Below are 17,733 nucleotides of genomic sequence, written 5' to 3' on the forward strand. Positions count from 1 at the left end.
TAATAGTATTTATAAAAGGTAGCTTGCTTACCTTGAACAAGGAGGTAGTTGTATGAATACAATCATAACAATAGGCCGTCAGTTTGGCTCAGGCGGACGTGAAATCGGCGAGAAGGTAGCAGAATATTTTGGCATCAAATGCTTAGATAAGGAGCTTCTGACAAGGGCAGCCAAGGAAAGCGGCTTTTGTGAGGAGATGATTAAGAGCCACGATGAGAGACCTACCAACTCCTTCCTCTATAACCTGGTAATGGATACTTATTCCTTCGGTTATAATGCGTCATCCTTTATGGATATGCCCATCAGCCATAAGGTATTTCTTGCCCAGTTTGATACCATTAAGAAAGCGGCGGAAGAGGGACCCTGCGTTATTGTAGGACGCTGTGCCGATTATGCGCTGCATGACTTCAAGAACTGCATCAATCTTTTCATCTATGGCGATGAGGAGACCAAGGTTAAGCGTATTATGAGCAAGTACAGCCTGACCGAAGACAAAGCAAAAGACATGATAGTTAAGAAGGATAAACAACGTCAGAGCTATTATAATTACTATTCTTCCAAGAAATGGGGCCGTGCCGACAGCTATGATTTCTGCCTGAACAGCTCAGTGCTGGGTGTGGAGGGGACTGTGAAGCTGATCATCCAGATTATTGAAGACTTTGAGAATCAGAATAATCCGGGCGCCAAAGCCTGACGGGATGCAGCGGCAGACCGGCTTAATGTATGCAGGATTAAAAGCTATAATTAATGAAAGATTAACAGGAGGAAAGCAGAATTCCCGGGAAGGATGCTTTCCTTTTTGCCTGAAAAGGGGAAACAGGGAATATGCCGAACAGGATTCTTATTATTGATGATGATAAAGATTTGTGCAGGCTGCTTCAGGAAAGCCTCCGCCAGATGGATGCTGAGGCCGATGTCTGCTACAGCGGAAATGTAGGAATCTCATTCATGCAGAAAAGGGAATACCATCTTGTGGTGCTTGATATTTTTATGCCGGGGATGGATGGCTTTGAAACGCTTGAGAAGATACGCCTCCTGGGAAATGTTCCGGTGCTCATGCTGACGGCGAAGGACGACAATGCCTCTAAGGTGAAGGGACTGCAGATGGGAGCGGATGATTATCTGACAAAGCCCTTTAATTTAGAGGAATTCAATGCCAGAGTACAGTCTTTAATCAGAAGATACCTTTATCTGAACGATCCGGAAAATAGGACCGTCATTGAATACAAGGGCCTGTTAATTAATCTTTCGGAAAAACGGGTGGTCGTAAACGGTTCAGAGGTGGCTTTGCCGAATAAAGAATTTGAACTGCTGGTATATTGCGCTCAAAACCCGAAAAAAATTCTCTCTAAAAAAAGGATTTTTGAAGCCGTATGGAAGCAGGAGTATATGTATGATGATAATACCATAATGGCGACGATGAGCAGGCTGCGTAAAAAAATAGACGGTCTTTCTGCCCCTGACGAATATATTCAGACGATTAAAGGCATGGGATACCGTTTTAATGCGCCGTCTGATTCCGGTTAAAGCGGCGGTCAGGGCTTTAAAGTGTGATCAGGACCGAACGTAATAAGGAAGGTGGTCCGGACAAAAGGTTCGCTTTTTACGGTGATATTGCCGCCAGATTTTATAACGAGCTGCTGTACGATATTCAGTCCAATCCCGCTGCCTCTGTCAGTTCGGCTTTTGTCACATTTATAAAGCCGTTCAAAGATATGTTTTATATCAGAAGGGGAAATGCCGACGCCATTATCACTTACGGAAATCTCCGTCACATCCTTTTCTTTTTTTAATGAAATTCCGATCTTTGATGCCTGACTGTACGTCAGGGAATTTTGAATCAGATTGTTTAGAATCCGTGCATATGCTTTTCTGTCAATCGTTAATTCTATTAAGCTTTCCGGAATATCAATTTCATAGGAAATATGCTTTTCCTCAAAAATAACAATCCAATCCTCCAGAATATTACGGGTCAGCTCTGCCATATCGCAGGGAAGCGGCTCTAAAATCTCTTCGCCTGAGCTTAATTTGAACCAGTCAAACAGCGTATCCACATAATTTTTCAGGGCATACGCCTTCTGACGGGCTGTCTCCACATAGCTTTCCCGGGTTTCTGCATCTGTTATCCCTGTATGAACCGCATCCAGGTATCCGATCAGTGTTGTGAGAGGGGTCCGGATGTCATGGGAAAGGCTGGTCATCAGAGCCTTCTCCGCCTCTTCAGCTTTCTGCAGCGCTATTATTGTATCCTGCGAATCCTGCAGCAGAAGATTGATTCCAAAGCCGATGTCGGCAAGGATGGAATCAGTATCCAGGAGTATCTTCCGGTTCCTGTTGCCTGCGTTAATTTCTTTTAGAATTCCATTGATATAACGCAGCTCCCTGTTCTGCCGCCTGATATACACAAACAGTACAAGGCATAGGATAAGAGAGAGGATAAGCGCTGTTGTGATGGTGATTAAAATGTATTTTTGCATATTGCTCCTGTATAATTGTGAATTCAGTTAAATTAGATTAAATAGTGTTTAGCGGATAGCCGTTGATAAAAAACAGTGAAAATTTTCACGTGCTGATGGGAAAATTATAACATAAATTTTTCGGGATTACAATTTCAAGACTGGTTAAGTTAAGCTGCTGATGAAATGGGTGAAATTTAAGGATGCTGTAAGATACCTGCGGTTGATATATGGTAAATTATAAGCAGCAGATCGGATGAGAAGCTGAGCAGGGAATAAAAAAAGACGAGGAGATGAGTAATTTGAAGGATTATATTATCGAAACGAAGCATTTAACAAAGATTTATGGTGAGCAGAAAATTGTTTCGGATCTCAATATGCATGTCAGATATAAGAGTATCTACGGTTTGCTGGGTCGCAATGGAGCGGGGAAAACGACGACCATGAAGATGCTGCTTAATCTTACAAGTCCCACGTCAGGGGATGTTTATGTGTTTGGGAAAAAGATGAGGGAGGAAGAAAAAAGCCTGCTGCCGCGCATCGGAAGCCTTATTGAAGCACCCGGGTTTTATCCCAATCTGACTGGAAGCGAAAATTTACGTATTTTTGCAAAGCTCCGGGGAGTTACCAAATATAATGCGGTTCGGGAAGCGCTGGATTTGGTTGGACTGCCCTATAATGATAAAAAGCTTTTTTCACAATATTCTGTGGGCATGAAACAGCGTCTTGCAATTTCGCTGGCCGTTATGCATGAACCGGAGCTTTTAATCCTGGATGAGCCAATCAATGGGCTGGATCCTATCGGGATTGTGGAGATACGCGACTTTTTACACGATTTATGTCATTCCGGCGGCAAAACAATACTGATTTCAAGCCATATCCTGTCGGAGATAGCCCTGTTAGCCGATGATATTGGGATTATTGATCATGGAGTCCTTCTGGAAGAAGAATCGATGGAAGAACTGGAAAGAAAAAATAACCGCCATATTCAATTATCGGTGACGGATACGGCTGCTGCGGCCAGGCTTTTGGAGACGCAGTTTCACCTCACTGATTTTGAAATCCTGGATGAGAAAAATATCTGGATATTTGATATTTCCGTCCCGTTAGAGAGGCTTAACCGTTCCCTGATTGAAAATGGAATTGATGTGTGCGAGTTATATTTACATGAAGATACTCTGGAAGCATATTTTACGCGGGTGACAGGGGGTGAAGGAATTGCTTAAGCTTGTCCGGTGCGAATTATGGAAATATAAAAGAAACAAGGTGATCCCCCTGCTGACAATGCTGGCCGTACTGTTTCCTCTGGCCCTGGTAATTATGACACGCTCAAGGATTGATGGAGCGCAGGACTGCCGCGCTCTTTACAATTATTATGATTATGTTTTCGGCAGTAATATTGTATATAGCTTTATGCTGTTTCTGCCCTGCCTGATTGGGAGCGTGGGCGCCGTATTGTTTTTTGCGGAGCGTGACAATGACACCTTTAAAAATATCCGTTCGATACCCATTACCTGCGGACAATTAGTTCTTGTAAAGCTGGCCGTGCTGTATTTGTGGGCTGTATTTTATGCGATGTTAACCACAGTTTCCGTCACTGTTTTCTGCGCGACGGTAAATTACAGGGCGGTATATGATTTTCCTTTTAAGCTGATGGTCAGTATACTGGCGGGCATCATGATTGTGAGCTTTTCGCTTCCTGCGGTGGTTGTGGTTATTTATTTTAACCAGAACTATGTGCTGTCCATTCTGCTAGCTTTTTCCTATTCCATTTTGAACTGGTTTTTCCTTATTTTATTTGCAGGCCATGAAATGATAGTAAAGTTTCTGCCCCTTATCACAGGATTATTCTGGGTATCCTTTATTTTAGACTATAGAAAGAAGGCCCTTTTCGGAGACTATGTAAGTCCTGTGCATATGAGTGATCATCTGCGGGTGTTTGTCAGCCTGGTGATTATTTTTACTTTATCGGTTACATTGATTCTGCGTTTTTATAAAAAATGGTCGAGGTGACAATATGGGGGTAATTATATATACGGAATTATTAAAAATCAAACGTGCGTCGATGCTGAAGGCGGGTGCAATTATTGTGGCGTTATCCTGCGTGCTTTCCGTCATACCGGTTTTTGCCAGAGACAGTACGGTTAAAAATTTTGCATTGCTGATGGGAAATATACTTGAAAACAATTGTATCTATTTTTCCCCGGTGCTGACTGTTTTATTGGGCAGCTACATGATGGAGAGGGAAACCACGGATGATACGTTGAAAAACATGCTCACGATCCCCGTCTCCTTTCAAAGGATTTTACTGGGGAAGCTGATGGTATTATTGGTTGTGGTCAGCTTTTTTGGAGTGGGCAGCAGCTTTTTGGGGAGTCTTTTGGGAGCGGCGCTGAAATTACCTGGAATTGGCGCCGGGAGTGTCCTGATGTGGTCTGTACGGATTATATGCGCAAATATTCTGATTTTTGCGGCAGTCCTTCCCATAACGGTTTTGGCTGCCTGCAAGGAGGGCGCTATGCTGGCCGGGACCGCGGCTGCCTTCGTTTACGGGTTCCTGGCCTCCATTGATTGGAAGCCGATGAATTATTATCCTGTTAAGGCGGTTATGATTCTGCTAAGGCCGGAATATGGGGATAAATATGACTGGCTGCATTATTCCAGGCCAATTGCGGCTGCGGTCATTGCTGCGGTGTTCCTGGCGTCATTTGTTCTGATAAAAAGGATGAAGCCGGCTGAAAGGAAAAACAGGGCATCGAAGGTGAGCAGAAAAAGAGGATGGTAGGGGCGCTGTCCGGGGTTTCCGGGGCTGCTGCGGCAGAGGAAAAGCGCAGCGGCCCGGCTGAAAGGAACGTGCCAGGATGAAAGAACGTGCCAGGATAAAGGAACATGCCAGGATAAAGGAACATGCCAGGATGAAGGAACATGCCAGGATAAAAGACTGTGCCAAGATAAAGTCCTGTGACTTGTAACGCGGATTCCGGCATGTTATAATCACCCATGGACGAAAATGGGAGCGCACGCTTTTATACAGACGGAAAAGAGGGATATTTATGGTACCGGTTCTGGCCAGAATGTCAGTGGTCATTAAAGCACAGCATGAAACCTCCGTGATGACGGGGAACTATGAAATGGGTTACGTCTGCGGCCTGTTGTGCCGGCTGGCGGGCATTACGCCGCCTCCCCTGGAAACGCCGCTTAAGCTGCAGGAGAAGATGATGGCGGCCCTGGAAGGCTACAACGCCGCGGATGAGCGGGAAAAGAACGTCATCCGGATGCTGAAGTATTATAAACCAGATGATAACATGGACGACCAGGTAAAGGAACTGTTTTCGATGGGACTGGAAGAAAACAGGCCCTGGCAAAGATAAGACAAAACGTTCTGCAGGGCAGTATCCGCCCCGCCGGGCGGAGGAGAATGCAAATGACAAAGAAAAAAATATTGCTGCTTACCACCGGAGGCACCATTGCCTCCCACAAAACAGAGCATGGGCTGGCGCCGGCGCTGACCGCGGAGGAAATTCTGGAATTTCTGCCTTTTATGGATAATGTGTGCAGCCTGGAGGCGCAGAACCTGTTTGGCATAGACAGCACCAATATGACCTGTGGGCACTGGATGCAGATCGCACATGCCATAGAGGAAAATTATGAAGCCTTTGACGGCTTCGTAGTCTGCCACGGCACAGATACCATGGCCTATACGGCGGCGGCGCTTTCCTATATGATACAGAACTCCGCGAAGCCCATTGTGCTCACGGGTTCCCAAAGGCCTCTGGAAATGGAGATTTCCGATGCTAGAATGAACCTGCGGGACAGTATCGCTTATGCTCTTGATGATGCGTCCAGCGGGGTGAGCCTTGTGTTCGGCGGGAAAATCATTGCCGGCACCCGTGCAAAAAAAGTGAAAACCATGAGCTATAACGCATTTGCCAGCATCAATTATCCGGAGCTTGCCGTGATGCGGGATGAACATCTGGTCCGCTACATTGAACCGAAGCCGTTTACAGAACCGGTTTCCTTCTGCCATGAGCTTAATCCCCGGGTATTTCTGCTGAAGCTGACGCCGGGCATGTCCCCGGTCATCCTGAAAGATATTTTCAGCCAGTATGACGGAATCATTGTGGAAAGCTTTGGTGTGGGAGGTATCCCGGACAGCCTGCTTCATGAATTTGTCAGGCTGATGGAAGAGTACGGCTCCAGCAAGGCTGTGGTCATGACCACGCAGGTCACCTATGAGGGAAGCAATATTGGCGTTTATGAGGTGGGCAAAAGGGTACAGGAGCAGTTTCCGCTGCTGGAAGCCTACGATATGAACCTGGAAGCGGTCCTCACAAAGCTCATGTGGATACTGGGGCAGAGACCCGGCAGCTTTGAAGCTGTCAGGGAGCTTTTCTACAAAACTGTAAACTACGATATTTACCGTTAATATTTTTCAGAAAAAATATACAGCTCTGTGAATATTTTCCATTCCTCCTTCATATACTTCTTAGTAAGAACAAAACATAACAGGAGGACAACCATGCCGAGAGGAAGAAAAAACAAATCTCTGGATGAAAGAATCCAGGACACGCAGCAGAGTATTTACAATCTGGAAGTAAGGACCCAGGAGCTTTACGAAGAACTGGAAGAGCTTCTGCGACAGAAAAAGAATGAAGAGCTTGAAAAACTATCGGATGCCCTGGAAGAAGCTGGTGTTTCCGTTGATGAAGTGCTGGCGCAGCTGAAAACAGATGTCCAGGAAAACATCGCCTGAAGCTTCGGACAGCAGCTTATCCGAAAAGGAGAGCAGAGTGTTTTGCCAAAAAGCAGAGCCTCTGTTCTTTTTTTGTTTAAAAGAATTAAATTCTTTCAGAGATTTTATGAAAATTTAATAAAGGATTTAAAAATTAGGGGCAAGAAAGAATTGCATCAAATGAATATCCATCATATAATAGAAATTAGCGCACTAAGAAAGGAGGACGGAAATGAGTGTATTAGGAAATCTTTTATGGTTTTTCTGCGGTGGTTTTTTCAGTGCACTGGGCTGGTTTCTGGCCGGAATTCTCTGGAGTATTACCATCATCGGGCTTCCGGTCGGAAAGCAGTGCTTCAAATTTGCGGCCCTGGCGGCATGGCCCTTCGGCAAGGAGATAGTTTACGGAGGCGGCGCAGGCTCGCTGATTCTGAATATCATCTGGATGATTATTACAGGCATTCCCATGGCTCTTGAGTCGGTAATACTGGGCGCGCTGCTTTGTATTACCATTATCGGGATACCTTTCGGCCTGCAGCATTTCAAAATGGCCAAACTGGCTTTGATGCCCTTTGGCGCGCAGATAATTTATACATAATATACAGGGGGAACTGATGGAACAACAAAAGAGTGAAACAAAGACAAAAAAGAAATTTAATCTGGCGGCGCTGTTTGCGCCGACTGATATGACAGAGGGATCACCGGGGAAAAGAATCGTAGCCTTTGCCATACCTATGCTGATTGGAAATATTGCACAGCAGCTTTATAATACGGTGGACAGCATTGTCGTTGGCCGGTATGTGGGCGACAATGCGCTGGCGGCCGTAGGCAGCGCCAGCCCTATCCTGAACCTTCTGCTGGTCCTGTTCGTAGGAATTTCCGTGGGTGCAAGCATTATGGTTTCCCAGTATTTCGGGGCGAAACAGAGAGAGGAGCTGTCCGGCTCCATCGGCTGCAGTATCACGCTGACAGCCATATCCTCGGTCATTATTATGGTGGTGGCGCCCTTTGTGGTGAGGCCTCTGCTGCGGCTGCTGAATACGCCGGACAGCATTATGGACTGGTGCGCTTCTTACCTGATTATTCTGTTCGTAGGCATTGCCGGCATGGCTTATTACAATATTTTAAGCGGTATCCTGCGCGGGCTTGGGGATTCCGTTTCCGCGCTGGTGTATCTGCTGGTGGCCACGGTACTGAATATCGTGCTTGACATCCTTTTCGTTGCAAGCTTCCGCATGGGTGTTGCCGGCGTGGCCCTTGCAACTGCAATCGCTCAGGCGGTTTCGGCAATTATGTGTATGTTCAAACTGGCCAACATGAAGGAAATTTTTGATCTGAAGCTTCATTATCTGAAGCCCGGGAAAAAGCATACAACGGATATGATCCGGCTGGGCCTGCCCTCCGGTTTTACGCAGGCGATTTTTTCCATGGCCATGATCGTCGTTCAGTCGCTGACGAACAGCTTCGGTGAAATGTTTATCGCAGCCAACGTAATTATTATGCGTGTGGACGGCTTTGCCATGATGCCGAACTTCTCCTTCGGCACAGCCATGACCACCTATGCCGGCCAGAATGTAGGCGCGAGAAAATATGACAGGGTGGAAAAAGGGGCGAAGGAAGGAACTGTTATTGCAGCCGCAGTTTCCGCCGTCATTACGGGTCTCATACTTATCTTCGGAAAATACCTGATGGGAATCTTTACGGAAACAGGCGAGCTGGTGAAGCTGAGCATGCATTTGATGCGTATCCTTGCAGTAGGCTATATCGCCATGGCTGTGACGCAGTGTCTGTCCGGCGTCATGAGAGGAGCGGGAGATACCATGACGCCCATGTGGATTTCCCTGATTACAACCGTTGCTATCCGTGTGCCTCTTGCTTATGGCATTGCCTGGATGACAAGAACACCTGAGCTTCCCAACGGGCGGAATGAATGTGTATTCATTTCCCTGCTGTGTTCCTGGGTTCTGGGTGCGCTCATCACTTTAATCTTCTATAAAAAGGGCGCCTGGAAGAAGAGAGCTTTGGAGAATTAGTTATCTTTCGTGGAAGACGGATGAAGAAAAAGGCAGGCCGGAAATTCATTGCTGGGATTTCCGGCCTGCCTTTTATTACTTATCAGCTGTTTATTAAATCTTAAAAAACCTTTCCTGTGTGCCGCTATTCGTCCTCGGCTTCGGTTTTCTTCGGCTTGGGAGCCATATAAGAGGAATTGCCCACATATTCCGTGCTGACCTCCTGGCCGTCCTGATACGTGGTAAAATAGGTTTTTGCAGAAAGGCTTCCTGTGTTTTTCGCCCAGAGCTTGAAGGTGCGGCCGTTCAAATCATGGTTCCATACCAGCACATTGATCGTCAGCTTCTTCCCTTCCGTATATGCCTGGAGGATAACGGGAGCGGAGTAGTTATTGCGGAAACGAAGATCCTTGGAACCGGAAGAAATCGCCGCATCCAGCCCGAGAGGAAGATAGTGCACAGGCATGCTGTGAGGATGGCGTTCCAGCACGACAAGGCCTGCATTCTTAACTGCATTGTAAACGGTGGAGGATACCTGGCAGATGCCGCCTCCAATAGCCATTACCGTTTCTCCGTTCAGATATGCGCCGGCTTCCCGGTAGCCGTTGGCGGAAGTCCTGGGAAGAATTGCCGTACTGACGGAAACCTCCTGGCCGGGCATTATAATCATGTTATTCAGATGTCCCGCGGCAACCTTGATATTGTTGATCCGGTTGGAGGAGCTGGTTGAAAAACTGGTGGTGCAGCTGCCGGCCAGCACGAAATCAGGGCTGTAGGTGAGCACGCCTTCATTGACAATGCTTGTAAGGTAGCCGGAGGTAAGATCCAGGGTAATGGGCTGCGGCGTTCCTGCGATAAACTGCTGCTGCAGTGTGGTTATCAGCCAGTTCTTCACATTGGCGTTGAGCTGGTAATAGGTCTGCCCGGAATTGTAGATATAGCTTCCTGTGCCTGTGTCAAAAATGGGACTGTCGCTCTGGAAAACCTGGGCTTTGAGCTGCTCATTAATAGCATTCAGGAAAACGTCGAGAACCGCCGTATCCCCCAGGATACACTGAGGGACGCCAAGGTCGTTGGACAGAAATACGGGATAATCCTTCATCATATTAATTCCCATTGCCCAGACCTGTCCGTCCAGGGTAAGTATGATATTCTGGTTCATCCATCCGGCATCAATAAAACGGCTGTCGGAAACCGTGGTGGTTATGCCTCCTGCGGGCAGGGCCTCGGCGGCATTTATCTGAAGCGGTTCTGTGACCGCTGTCTGCAGCGGCAGGGCAAGAAGCAGACATGTCAGCAGTATGGATATTCTTTGATGTTTTTTCATAGCTGTATACCATCCTTTCACAATCTGCCGGTTCCGGTTCGGAAGCAGGCAAAAAACATGCGTTTCCCCGGAATCAGTTAAGTACTAGGATATCATATCTTCCGCTGATTTCCAACCATTTGCAAAGAATTTATAAAAAAGTGGAAAAACAGCCGCCGACGGGTTATGATAAAAAAAGATACACAGCTGCGTTATTCCCCGTCAACTGTGTGATGGGACGCAGAACAGGAGGATTTATGTATAAGATTTTGATTGTGGAGGATGATGACACGATAACCGCCGTGCTGACCAGAACCCTGTTAAAATGGAATTATGAGGTACAGGCTGTTGTTGATTTTGGCCGTGTTGGGGAGCAGTTTGCACAGTTTTCCCCCGACCTGGTGCTTTTGGATATATCCCTGCCCTTTTTCGACGGCTATTACTGGTGCCAGGAAATCAGAAAGACAAGCCAGGTTCCTATTATATTTATTTCATCTGCGGCGGACGATATGAATCTGGTGATGGCCGTCAATATGGGAGCGGATGATTTCCTGGCAAAGCCCTTCCGTCTGGAAGTCGTTCTGGCCAAAATCCAGGCGCTTCTGCGCAGGGCGTATACCTTTGGCACGCGAAAGGACGTAATCCATGCCGGGGAAGCCACACTTTCCTTAAGCGACGCCACGCTTGCTTATAATGGACAGAAGCTGGAGCTTACCAAGAATGAGTTCCGCATTCTCAGCCTGCTAATGGAAAAGAAAGGCTGCGCCGTATCCCGGGATGAAATCATATGTGCACTCTGGGAAAATGAAGCCTTTATAGATGATAACACCCTGACCGTGAATATGACACGGCTTCGCAGAAAGCTGGAAGAAACAGGACTGAAGGGCTTTATTGAAACCAGGAAGGGCATGGGCTACCTGATCCCGGAGAACTACCGGCCTGAAGACGGCGGATCGGCGAAAGGGAAAAAAACATGAAGAGGGAAGTAAACAAGACTGTATCCGGGGAATTTTCCCGCGGCTGTTTTTCCGACTATATCAGGGAGCGGGTCAGCTTTATGCTATATCTTCTTCCCACGGTCTGCCTTCTTTTTATATGGTGGCTCTGTGATCTGCCCTGGCAGCCGGCGGTCTATCTGCTTCTGGTCCTCGCCGTGCTGTCCTCTGTCCTGATTTTCTCCGATTATAGCAAATACGTAAAAAAACGCAGGCTGCTGGAACTATATGCTTCACAGGCAGAGGCGGGAATTTTTTCCCCGGAAGAGGAAAGCCGCGGCCTGGAAGGGGCGTGGGCGCAGCTGGCCAGGGGCTGGCAGCAAAAATATGAACAGGAAAAGGAAAACGGCCGGGAGGAAAGGGAGAGAAGCAGCAAATACTATACGCTCTGGTCCCATCAGATAAAAACCCCGGTGGCCGCCATGCATCTGCTTTTACAGGAGGAGGAGCTGGATCGGCGTTCCATGGAGCAGGAGCTGTGGAAGGCGGAGCAGTACGTGGATATGGCCCTCCAGTACCAGCGCCTGGATAAGGACGGAAGGGATCTGGTCTTAAAGGAATACCCGCTTTCATCCCTGGTAAAAAAGGCTGTAAAAAATATGGCGTCCGTACTCATTTATAACAAAACAGCTATCCATCTGGAGGATATGGCAGCTGCTGTGCTCACAGATGAAAAATGGTTCCTATTCGTTCTGGAGCAGCTGCTTGGAAATGCGGTGAAATATACGGCAAAGGACGGCAGCGGCAGCATCCGGATTTACACAAAGGAGAGTGGGGGAGGAGCGTTCCTGGTTGTGGAGGATAATGGCATCGGTATCCGCCCGGAGGATATTCCCAGAGTATTTGAATGGGGCTATACGGGCTACAACGGCAGAAGGGAAAAGCGTTCCACGGGAATCGGCCTCTTTCTCTGCCGCAGGACCATGGATATGCTTGGCCAGACGATTGCCATAGAATCGGAGGAAGGAAAGGGCACCCGTGTTCTTCTGGGCATTTCCAGGAACAGATTTGATATTGAATAACAGCAATAAACAGGTTCAAAGGGAGGCGTCTTCCGATTTGGACCTGTTTTATTTATGGTAAAGCATTCTTTTGGAAAAAGCATTTCTGTATTCACTGGGCGTCAGCCCGGTCATCTTCTTATAAAATTTCATAAAATTGTGGCTGTCGGCAAAGCCCAGCGCGACACTGATTTCCAGTATGGTCATGTTGGTATCCGTCAGCATGAAATTGGCCTCGTCAATCTTTGCCTTCATAATATATCTTTTTAAAGACATCCCCGCAATGGAACTGAACATATGCGACAGATATTTGTCATTGTAACCGAAATGACCGGCAATATCTGCTACTCTGATATTTTCCTGAATGTGCCGTTTGATATAATCAAGGATGTCCTGGAACATCTGCCTCTGGTTTTTGGCAGGTATGCTCACATTCAGCTGCCGAATGTGCTGGTTGTGGATTTCGCACAGAATCAGGGTGGTCATGTAATTGATGGTCAGCCTGTCGTACTGGGAACGGACAGCGTCCTGCAGCTGTTTCATCAGCACAATTATTTTTTCCGTATTCAGCGTCCTGCAGTACTGCGGGATCAGAAGCCGGATATTATTTTCTGTCAGATACGAAAGGGTGTCGGTAACGCCATCCTCAGTAATTACGGGCGTCACCGGATGGGAAGATGTAAAATGCATCCAGTAAAAGCTGCAGTCCGAGGGCCTGAAGCCCCGCCGGAGGTTGGCGGGAGGCTGCCCCGGCGGAAGAAGCAGCGTTTCACCCGTATTTACGGTAAAATCCTGATTTTGATAGGACAGGTATAAAGGCCCCTTGGAAATGACAAAAAGTTCGTAATCAATCAGCTCCATCGTTTCATGCATCCAGTTAGGAGACAGTGCCTCAAACTTCCCGGTGAGTACGTATTCCAGCGGGTTGTCAATCGTAAATTCATAAGCCTTCAATCAATAGCGTACCTCCCCTCCGTTTTCATTCTGAATTTTGACACCAGAGGTGTATCTTTTGGCCCCGCATTTCAGGGGAAAAAATCCGGATCAGTTTATTAAAGTGAAAAACCTGTCGGCCAACAAAACACTCTCTGTAAAATTCCGGGAAAAATCGGGTTTTATACTAATGGTAAAATATGGAAATTAGTCAATTATGCATAAAATAAGTATAATTAAAGGCTTTAATTTGTACAAGGTGTATAAAGGTTAGGTTAAGTGTAAAAAGGTTGTGAGTTTAAAAGGCAAAGCAGTAAGCCACAACCTTTTTACACTTAATGTATCCTTATGACATTTACGAAACCGGTATCAAATTGTAAGATATACCCATAAATTTCCGCTGAAGAAAATAAAAAATATAAATATTCACTAAGCATTATCCGATACACTATGCAAATAGCAGCAAAAGCTACAGCATTTTAAGATGGATGACTTTCGGACATCTGTCAGTATTTTGAACCGGGAGTGTGTGCAGGCCCGGAAATCAAAGGGAAATAACACGGTTACCGTGAAATTTCAAATAAAGATTGGAGGAAACAGAATGAAAAAGAAATTAATTGCGCTGATGCTTTCAGCGGCAATGACGGCAGGAATGCTGGCAGGCTGCGGAAGTACAAGCACCACAGGCAGTACCGATGCAAATGCAGGGGCCGCCGACACAGGAGCGGCAAAAACGGAAGAAAACGCATCTGCGGACGCAGGCGCTTCCACAGGAGAGACGGTAAAGCTGACCGCTGTCATCATTTCCCATCCGCTTACCAAGGATATCACGGAAATGAAGTGGGTATCCGAAATTGAAGAGAAAGCAGGAGTGGAAATCGAATGGGAACAGATCAGAGCTGACTGGGATACGGTGAAATCCACCCGTTTCGCAGCCGGGGACATTCCGGATCTGCTCTTCAGCGCCACATCCGATTCCGATTATACCAAATATGCCGGGCTGTTTGCGGACCTGACGCCTTATCTCAGCAAGGAAACCACCCCCAATATCATGGAAATGTTTGAAGAAGAGCCGGATACCAAAACACTGGCTACCACAATGGAAGGAAAAATTTTCGGACTTCCCAAATTCCAGGGCAAATGGCCTTCCACCAATACCGTTATGTTCATCAACAAAAACTGGCTGGAAGCGGTAGGCAAAGAGGTTCCCACCACCTTCACGGAGCTGAAGGATGTCCTGATGGCCTTTAAAGAGCAGGATGCCAACGGCAACGGCGACCCTGACGATGAAATCCCCATGGACTTCAACGCGGGCGCAAACAACGGCTGGTTCAACAGCGCTTATTCCATGACAAACCTGGTAGGCTCTCTTGGAATCCAGCTGACCAACTGGGGAACAGACGCTTACTTTGCGGAAGACGGACAGATTAAATGCTATGCAGTTGACGACCGTTATAAGCTGTTCATGAAGTACGTAACTGATCTTTATGCCAACGGCCTGATCAATACCAATGCCATTTCCAACGACTATTCCGCATTCCAGTCCCTTTCCCGCGGCAATGAAAATGGGGACGCCCTGGTAGGCTGCGTATTCGGATGGGAAGAAACAGACAAATTCGGCCCCAACCTTTACAGCCAGTATGTACCGGTTCCCGCGCTTGATTATGATATCGACTGTGAACCCGGCACCTATGATACCCGCTGGAGGGATGACTACACAGGACTTAATATGTCCGGCAACAGAGTATGTGTCAGCGCCAAATGTGAGAATATGGAAGCTGCCGTAAGATTCCTCGACTGCTTCTATGATCCGGCCGTTTCCGTTCAGGGCCTGTTCGGCGGTATTTCCGACGGCTGTGTGGAGCAGACCGGCGACAACAGCTTCAAGGTTCTTGACCCGCTCGATCCCGACACGGATCCCGGTACCTGGAAATGGACAAGCACCATGGCGGATAATGCGCCCATGTATATCAGAAGAAGCACGGAAATCGAAATGGCACAGGATATGACTTTTGCCCTGGAGGAAAGAAAAGTATACGATGATGTGATTGCCAAGGCAAGCGAATCCGATACCTATCCTCAGATGTTCATGAAATATTCAGAAGAAGATCAGAATACCATGGCGCTCACCCAGGCCAATATCAACAATATCATTGATAATTACTGGTCTCTTTGGATGACTGGCGAATCCGATATCGACGCTGACTGGGATTCCTACGTTAAGAGTGTCAATGATGCAGGACTGCCTCAGATACTTGAAATCCGTCAGAAGGCTTTCGACGCATATCTGGGAAAATAATGCTTCATACCAAAAAGCAGAGCTAAACAGGGCAGTGGGATGTGGAATTTCCGCATCCCACGTTCTGTCTAAAGGAAGGGAGATCGTATGAGTGCTAAACAAAAAAAGAATGCTGTAACCGGCCAGGGCCGGGGTTTTGGAAAATATATACAGCATAACTGGCAGCTGTGGGTCATGCTGTTCCCCGCCATGCTGTATATCCTGATTTTCTGTTATGTCCCCATGTACGGGATCCAGCTGGCGTTCCGGGAATACAGCTTTACCGCGGGCATCACGGGCGGAAAATTTGTGGGACTGAAATATTTTAAGCAGTATTTTGAGAGCCCCATGTTTTTTACCACGCTGAAAAATACCTTTGTTATTTCCGCCACCAGTATTCTTGTGGGCTTTCCCGCGCCGATTATCCTGGCTATGATCATCAATCAGATCCGCAGCCCCAAATGGAAAAAGACGGTGCAGACTACCGTATATATCCCGTACTTCATTTCAGTGGTCGTCCTTGTTTCCATGCTGAATATCATGTTTGCAAACGACAGCGGCGTAATCGCCAACTTTTTGAAAAGCCTTCATATCGTATCCCGGAACACCAATATTCTGGGAAAGGAATCCTGCTTTGTTCCCCTGTATGTACTGTCCGGCGTCTGGCAGACCATGGGCTGGAACAGCATCATCTTCATCGCCGCCCTGTCTTCAGTGGATACCCAGCTGTATGACGCCTGTAAAATTGACGGGGCGAACCGGTGGCAGACGATGATACATATTGATTTTCCGGCGATTCTGCCCACTATCATGATCCTGTTGATTATGAACATGGGAAATATTCTCAACGTAGGCTTCGACAAGGTTTTCCTGATGCAGAACAGCCTGAATCTGGGAGCTTCCCAGGTTATTTCCACCTATGTATATACGGTGGGCATCAAGTCCTCACAGTTCAGCTTCGGCGCGGCTGTCGGCCTGTTTAACACGGTAATCAACTTTGTATTCCTGCTGGTAACCAACTATGTTTCCAAACGGTCCACCGGCACCGGTCTGATGTAGGAGGAGTAAAAATGGCAGATAAAAAAATAAGACCTGCAAAAAAAGTGAAAAGGGATTCCAGCTGGCAGGACAGGCTGTTCGGCGCAGTTGTTATCATCCTCAGCATATTCGTTTTTGTCGTCATAGCCTATCCGCTGTGGTTTATTATCATCGCCTCCATCAGCAATTCCAATCTGGTCAATCTGGGGAAGGTGACCATATGGCCGAAGGACATCCTTTTTTACGGCTATCAGCAGATTGCGGAGGATGCGCGTATCTGGACTGGTTATGCCAATACCATACTCTATGTGGTGGCGGGAACCATCCTGAATATGGCGGTCACCATGCCGGCGGCCTATGCGCTTTCCAGAAGGGATTTCAAGGCAAGGAACAAGGTGATGTTCTATTTTGTGTTCACCATGTTCTTCAGCGGCGGGCTGGTGCCCCTTTACATGACGGTAAGCTCGCTGGGACTGATTTCCACAAAAACGATTCTGATTATTTTCGTGGCGGTCAATACCTATAACCTTATCATTGCAAGAACCTTCATAGAAACCTCCATTCCGGAGGATCTCTACGAGGCGGCCGTGCTGGACGGATGCTCCCATTTCAACTATTTTGTCAAGGTGGTGCTTCCGCTGTCCAAAGCGGTTATTTCCGTGCTGATTCTGTATTATGCCGTATTCCACTGGAACGATTTCTTCAATGCGCTGCTGTTTAACAGCAATTCCAAAAACGCGCCTCTGCAGATTATACTGCGGGAAATCCTGCTTTTGAACCAGGCGTTCTCCAGCGGCGTGGGAAGCGTACAGGACGGCTATGCCCAGGGCGCTGCGGATCAGGTGAAATACGCGGTAATCATCGTATCAACGTTGCCCATCCTGTGTGTGTATCCCTTCATCCAGAAGTATTTTGAAAAAGGCGTGATGATCGGAGCGGTAAAGGGCTGATTTTTATAAAAAGAAGGGAAACTGCCGCCCGG

Annotated in this window: 18 protein-coding genes; 15 read left to right on the forward strand and 3 right to left on the reverse strand. The window is 47.2% G+C overall.

What is annotated here, in order from left to right; genetic code table 11:
• Positions 1-52 precede the first annotated feature (52 nt).
• Together HMPREF1548_RS01605 and HMPREF1548_RS01610 are read left to right on the forward strand one after the other, a co-directional pair.
• Positions 53-694, forward strand: coding sequence for a cytidylate kinase-like family protein (locus HMPREF1548_RS01605; RefSeq protein ID WP_021633912.1), 642 nt, complete (start codon positions 53-55; stop codon positions 692-694).
• Positions 695-825: 131 nt separating this feature from the next.
• Positions 826-1,527 carry a response regulator transcription factor gene (locus HMPREF1548_RS01610; protein ID WP_021633914.1) on the forward strand — a complete coding sequence of 234 codons (702 nt, stop codon included), beginning with the start codon at positions 826-828 and terminating at the stop codon, positions 1,525-1,527.
• A gap of 8 nt (positions 1,528-1,535) precedes the next feature.
• On the opposite strand, the gene HMPREF1548_RS01615 is transcribed toward HMPREF1548_RS01610, so the two are convergent.
• The gene (locus HMPREF1548_RS01615; RefSeq protein WP_021633915.1) at positions 1,536-2,477 is read right to left on the reverse strand and encodes a sensor histidine kinase; all 942 of its coding nucleotides are present in this window, start codon (positions 2,475-2,477) and stop codon (positions 1,536-1,538) included.
• A gap of 281 nt (positions 2,478-2,758) precedes the next feature.
• On the opposite strand from HMPREF1548_RS01615, the gene HMPREF1548_RS01620 reads away from it, so the two are divergent.
• The 8 genes from HMPREF1548_RS01620 (at position 2,759) to HMPREF1548_RS01655 (ending at position 9,221) form a co-directional block, all read left to right on the forward strand.
• Positions 2,759-3,682 (forward strand): ABC transporter ATP-binding protein, encoded by a 924-nt coding sequence (locus HMPREF1548_RS01620; RefSeq protein ID WP_353612036.1) that lies wholly within the window; start codon positions 2,759-2,761, stop codon positions 3,680-3,682.
• The gene (locus tag HMPREF1548_RS01625) at positions 3,666-4,469 is read left to right on the forward strand and encodes an ABC transporter permease (protein ID WP_021633917.1); all 804 of its coding nucleotides are present in this window, start codon (positions 3,666-3,668) and stop codon (positions 4,467-4,469) included. Before HMPREF1548_RS01620 ends, HMPREF1548_RS01625 begins: the two co-directional genes overlap by 17 nt.
• A gap of 4 nt (positions 4,470-4,473) precedes the next feature.
• Positions 4,474-5,241, forward strand: a complete 768-nt coding sequence (locus HMPREF1548_RS01630) for an ABC transporter permease (protein WP_021633918.1) — start codon at positions 4,474-4,476, stop codon at positions 5,239-5,241.
• A 268-nt stretch (positions 5,242-5,509) separates the two neighbouring features.
• Complete coding sequence (locus HMPREF1548_RS01635; RefSeq protein ID WP_021633919.1) at positions 5,510-5,827, forward strand: DUF3837 domain-containing protein; 318 nt, start codon at positions 5,510-5,512, stop codon at positions 5,825-5,827.
• Between the two features lie 53 nt (positions 5,828-5,880).
• Positions 5,881-6,882, forward strand: coding sequence for an asparaginase (locus HMPREF1548_RS01640; protein ID WP_025490063.1), 1,002 nt, complete (start codon positions 5,881-5,883; stop codon positions 6,880-6,882).
• 93 nt (positions 6,883-6,975) lie between these two features.
• Complete coding sequence (locus tag HMPREF1548_RS01645; protein ID WP_021633921.1) at positions 6,976-7,209, forward strand: hypothetical protein; 234 nt, start codon at positions 6,976-6,978, stop codon at positions 7,207-7,209.
• Between the two features lie 211 nt (positions 7,210-7,420).
• A complete protein-coding gene (locus HMPREF1548_RS01650) occupies positions 7,421-7,786 on the forward strand; it encodes a YccF domain-containing protein (RefSeq protein WP_021633922.1) in 366 nt (121 codons plus the stop codon).
• Positions 7,787-7,802: 16 nt separating this feature from the next.
• Positions 7,803-9,221, forward strand: a complete 1,419-nt coding sequence (locus HMPREF1548_RS01655) for an MATE family efflux transporter (protein ID WP_021633923.1) — start codon at positions 7,803-7,805, stop codon at positions 9,219-9,221.
• Positions 9,222-9,345: 124 nt separating this feature from the next.
• Here the strand turns inward: HMPREF1548_RS01655 and HMPREF1548_RS01660 are convergent, their stop codons facing one another.
• The gene (locus HMPREF1548_RS01660; protein ID WP_021633924.1) at positions 9,346-10,527 is read right to left on the reverse strand and encodes a VanW family protein; all 1,182 of its coding nucleotides are present in this window, start codon (positions 10,525-10,527) and stop codon (positions 9,346-9,348) included.
• Positions 10,528-10,763: 236 nt separating this feature from the next.
• Between HMPREF1548_RS01660 and HMPREF1548_RS01665 the strand changes: the two genes are divergently transcribed.
• Positions 10,764-11,483, forward strand: coding sequence for a response regulator transcription factor (locus tag HMPREF1548_RS01665; RefSeq protein ID WP_051358289.1), 720 nt, complete (start codon positions 10,764-10,766; stop codon positions 11,481-11,483).
• A complete protein-coding gene (locus HMPREF1548_RS01670; RefSeq protein ID WP_021633926.1) occupies positions 11,480-12,523 on the forward strand; it encodes a sensor histidine kinase in 1,044 nt (347 codons plus the stop codon). The genes HMPREF1548_RS01665 and HMPREF1548_RS01670 overlap by 4 nt, the downstream gene beginning before the upstream one ends.
• Before the next feature lie 48 nt (positions 12,524-12,571).
• On the opposite strand, the gene HMPREF1548_RS01675 is transcribed toward HMPREF1548_RS01670, so the two are convergent.
• Entirely contained in the window at positions 12,572-13,456 is an 885-nt protein-coding gene (locus tag HMPREF1548_RS01675) for an AraC family transcriptional regulator (RefSeq protein ID WP_021633927.1), read from the reverse strand.
• Positions 13,457-14,036: 580 nt separating this feature from the next.
• Here HMPREF1548_RS01675 and HMPREF1548_RS01680 point away from each other — a divergent pair.
• The 3 genes from HMPREF1548_RS01680 to HMPREF1548_RS01690 all read left to right on the forward strand — a co-directional run bounded on the left by HMPREF1548_RS01680 (position 14,037) and on the right by HMPREF1548_RS01690 (position 17,701).
• Positions 14,037-15,734 (forward strand): type 2 periplasmic-binding domain-containing protein, encoded by a 1,698-nt coding sequence (locus HMPREF1548_RS01680; RefSeq protein WP_025490057.1) that lies wholly within the window; start codon positions 14,037-14,039, stop codon positions 15,732-15,734.
• 87 nt (positions 15,735-15,821) lie between these two features.
• Positions 15,822-16,772 (forward strand): ABC transporter permease, encoded by a 951-nt coding sequence (locus HMPREF1548_RS01685; RefSeq protein WP_021633930.1) that lies wholly within the window; start codon positions 15,822-15,824, stop codon positions 16,770-16,772.
• A gap of 11 nt (positions 16,773-16,783) precedes the next feature.
• Positions 16,784-17,701, forward strand: a complete 918-nt coding sequence (locus HMPREF1548_RS01690) for a carbohydrate ABC transporter permease (protein WP_021633931.1) — start codon at positions 16,784-16,786, stop codon at positions 17,699-17,701.
• The last annotated feature ends 32 nt before the right edge of the window (positions 17,702-17,733 follow it).

Origin of the sequence: Clostridium sp. KLE 1755, assembly GCF_000466465.2 — a bacterium.
Lineage (GTDB): Bacteria > Bacillota > Clostridia > Lachnospirales > Lachnospiraceae > Eisenbergiella > Eisenbergiella porci.

What these genes read in the sequence shown, in the direction of transcription:
- HMPREF1548_RS01645 (WP_021633921.1), top strand. Translation starts at nt 6,976, where the DNA reads ATGCCGAGAGGAAGAAAAAACAAATCTCTGGATGAAAGAATCCAGGAC.
- HMPREF1548_RS01610 (WP_021633914.1), top strand. Translation starts at nt 826, where the DNA reads ATGCCGAACAGGATTCTTATTATTGATGATGATAAAGATTTGTGCAGG.
- HMPREF1548_RS01650 (WP_021633922.1), top strand. Translation starts at nt 7,421, where the DNA reads ATGAGTGTATTAGGAAATCTTTTATGGTTTTTCTGCGGTGGTTTTTTC.
- HMPREF1548_RS01655 (WP_021633923.1), top strand. Translation starts at nt 7,803, where the DNA reads ATGGAACAACAAAAGAGTGAAACAAAGACAAAAAAGAAATTTAATCTG.
- HMPREF1548_RS01660 (WP_021633924.1), bottom strand. Translation starts at nt 10,527, where the DNA reads ATGAAAAAACATCAAAGAATATCCATACTGCTGACATGTCTGCTTCTT.
- HMPREF1548_RS01630 (WP_021633918.1), top strand. Translation starts at nt 4,474, where the DNA reads ATGGGGGTAATTATATATACGGAATTATTAAAAATCAAACGTGCGTCG.
- HMPREF1548_RS01665 (WP_051358289.1), top strand. Translation starts at nt 10,764, where the DNA reads ATGTATAAGATTTTGATTGTGGAGGATGATGACACGATAACCGCCGTG.
- HMPREF1548_RS01605 (WP_021633912.1), top strand. Translation starts at nt 53, where the DNA reads ATGAATACAATCATAACAATAGGCCGTCAGTTTGGCTCAGGCGGACGT.
- HMPREF1548_RS01690 (WP_021633931.1), top strand. Translation starts at nt 16,784, where the DNA reads ATGGCAGATAAAAAAATAAGACCTGCAAAAAAAGTGAAAAGGGATTCC.
- HMPREF1548_RS01635 (WP_021633919.1), top strand. Translation starts at nt 5,510, where the DNA reads ATGGTACCGGTTCTGGCCAGAATGTCAGTGGTCATTAAAGCACAGCAT.
- HMPREF1548_RS01670 (WP_021633926.1), top strand. Translation starts at nt 11,480, where the DNA reads ATGAAGAGGGAAGTAAACAAGACTGTATCCGGGGAATTTTCCCGCGGC.
- HMPREF1548_RS01640 (WP_025490063.1), top strand. Translation starts at nt 5,881, where the DNA reads ATGACAAAGAAAAAAATATTGCTGCTTACCACCGGAGGCACCATTGCC.
- HMPREF1548_RS01615 (WP_021633915.1), bottom strand. Translation starts at nt 2,477, where the DNA reads ATGCAAAAATACATTTTAATCACCATCACAACAGCGCTTATCCTCTCT.
- HMPREF1548_RS01685 (WP_021633930.1), top strand. Translation starts at nt 15,822, where the DNA reads ATGAGTGCTAAACAAAAAAAGAATGCTGTAACCGGCCAGGGCCGGGGT.
- HMPREF1548_RS01680 (WP_025490057.1), top strand. Translation starts at nt 14,037, where the DNA reads ATGAAAAAGAAATTAATTGCGCTGATGCTTTCAGCGGCAATGACGGCA.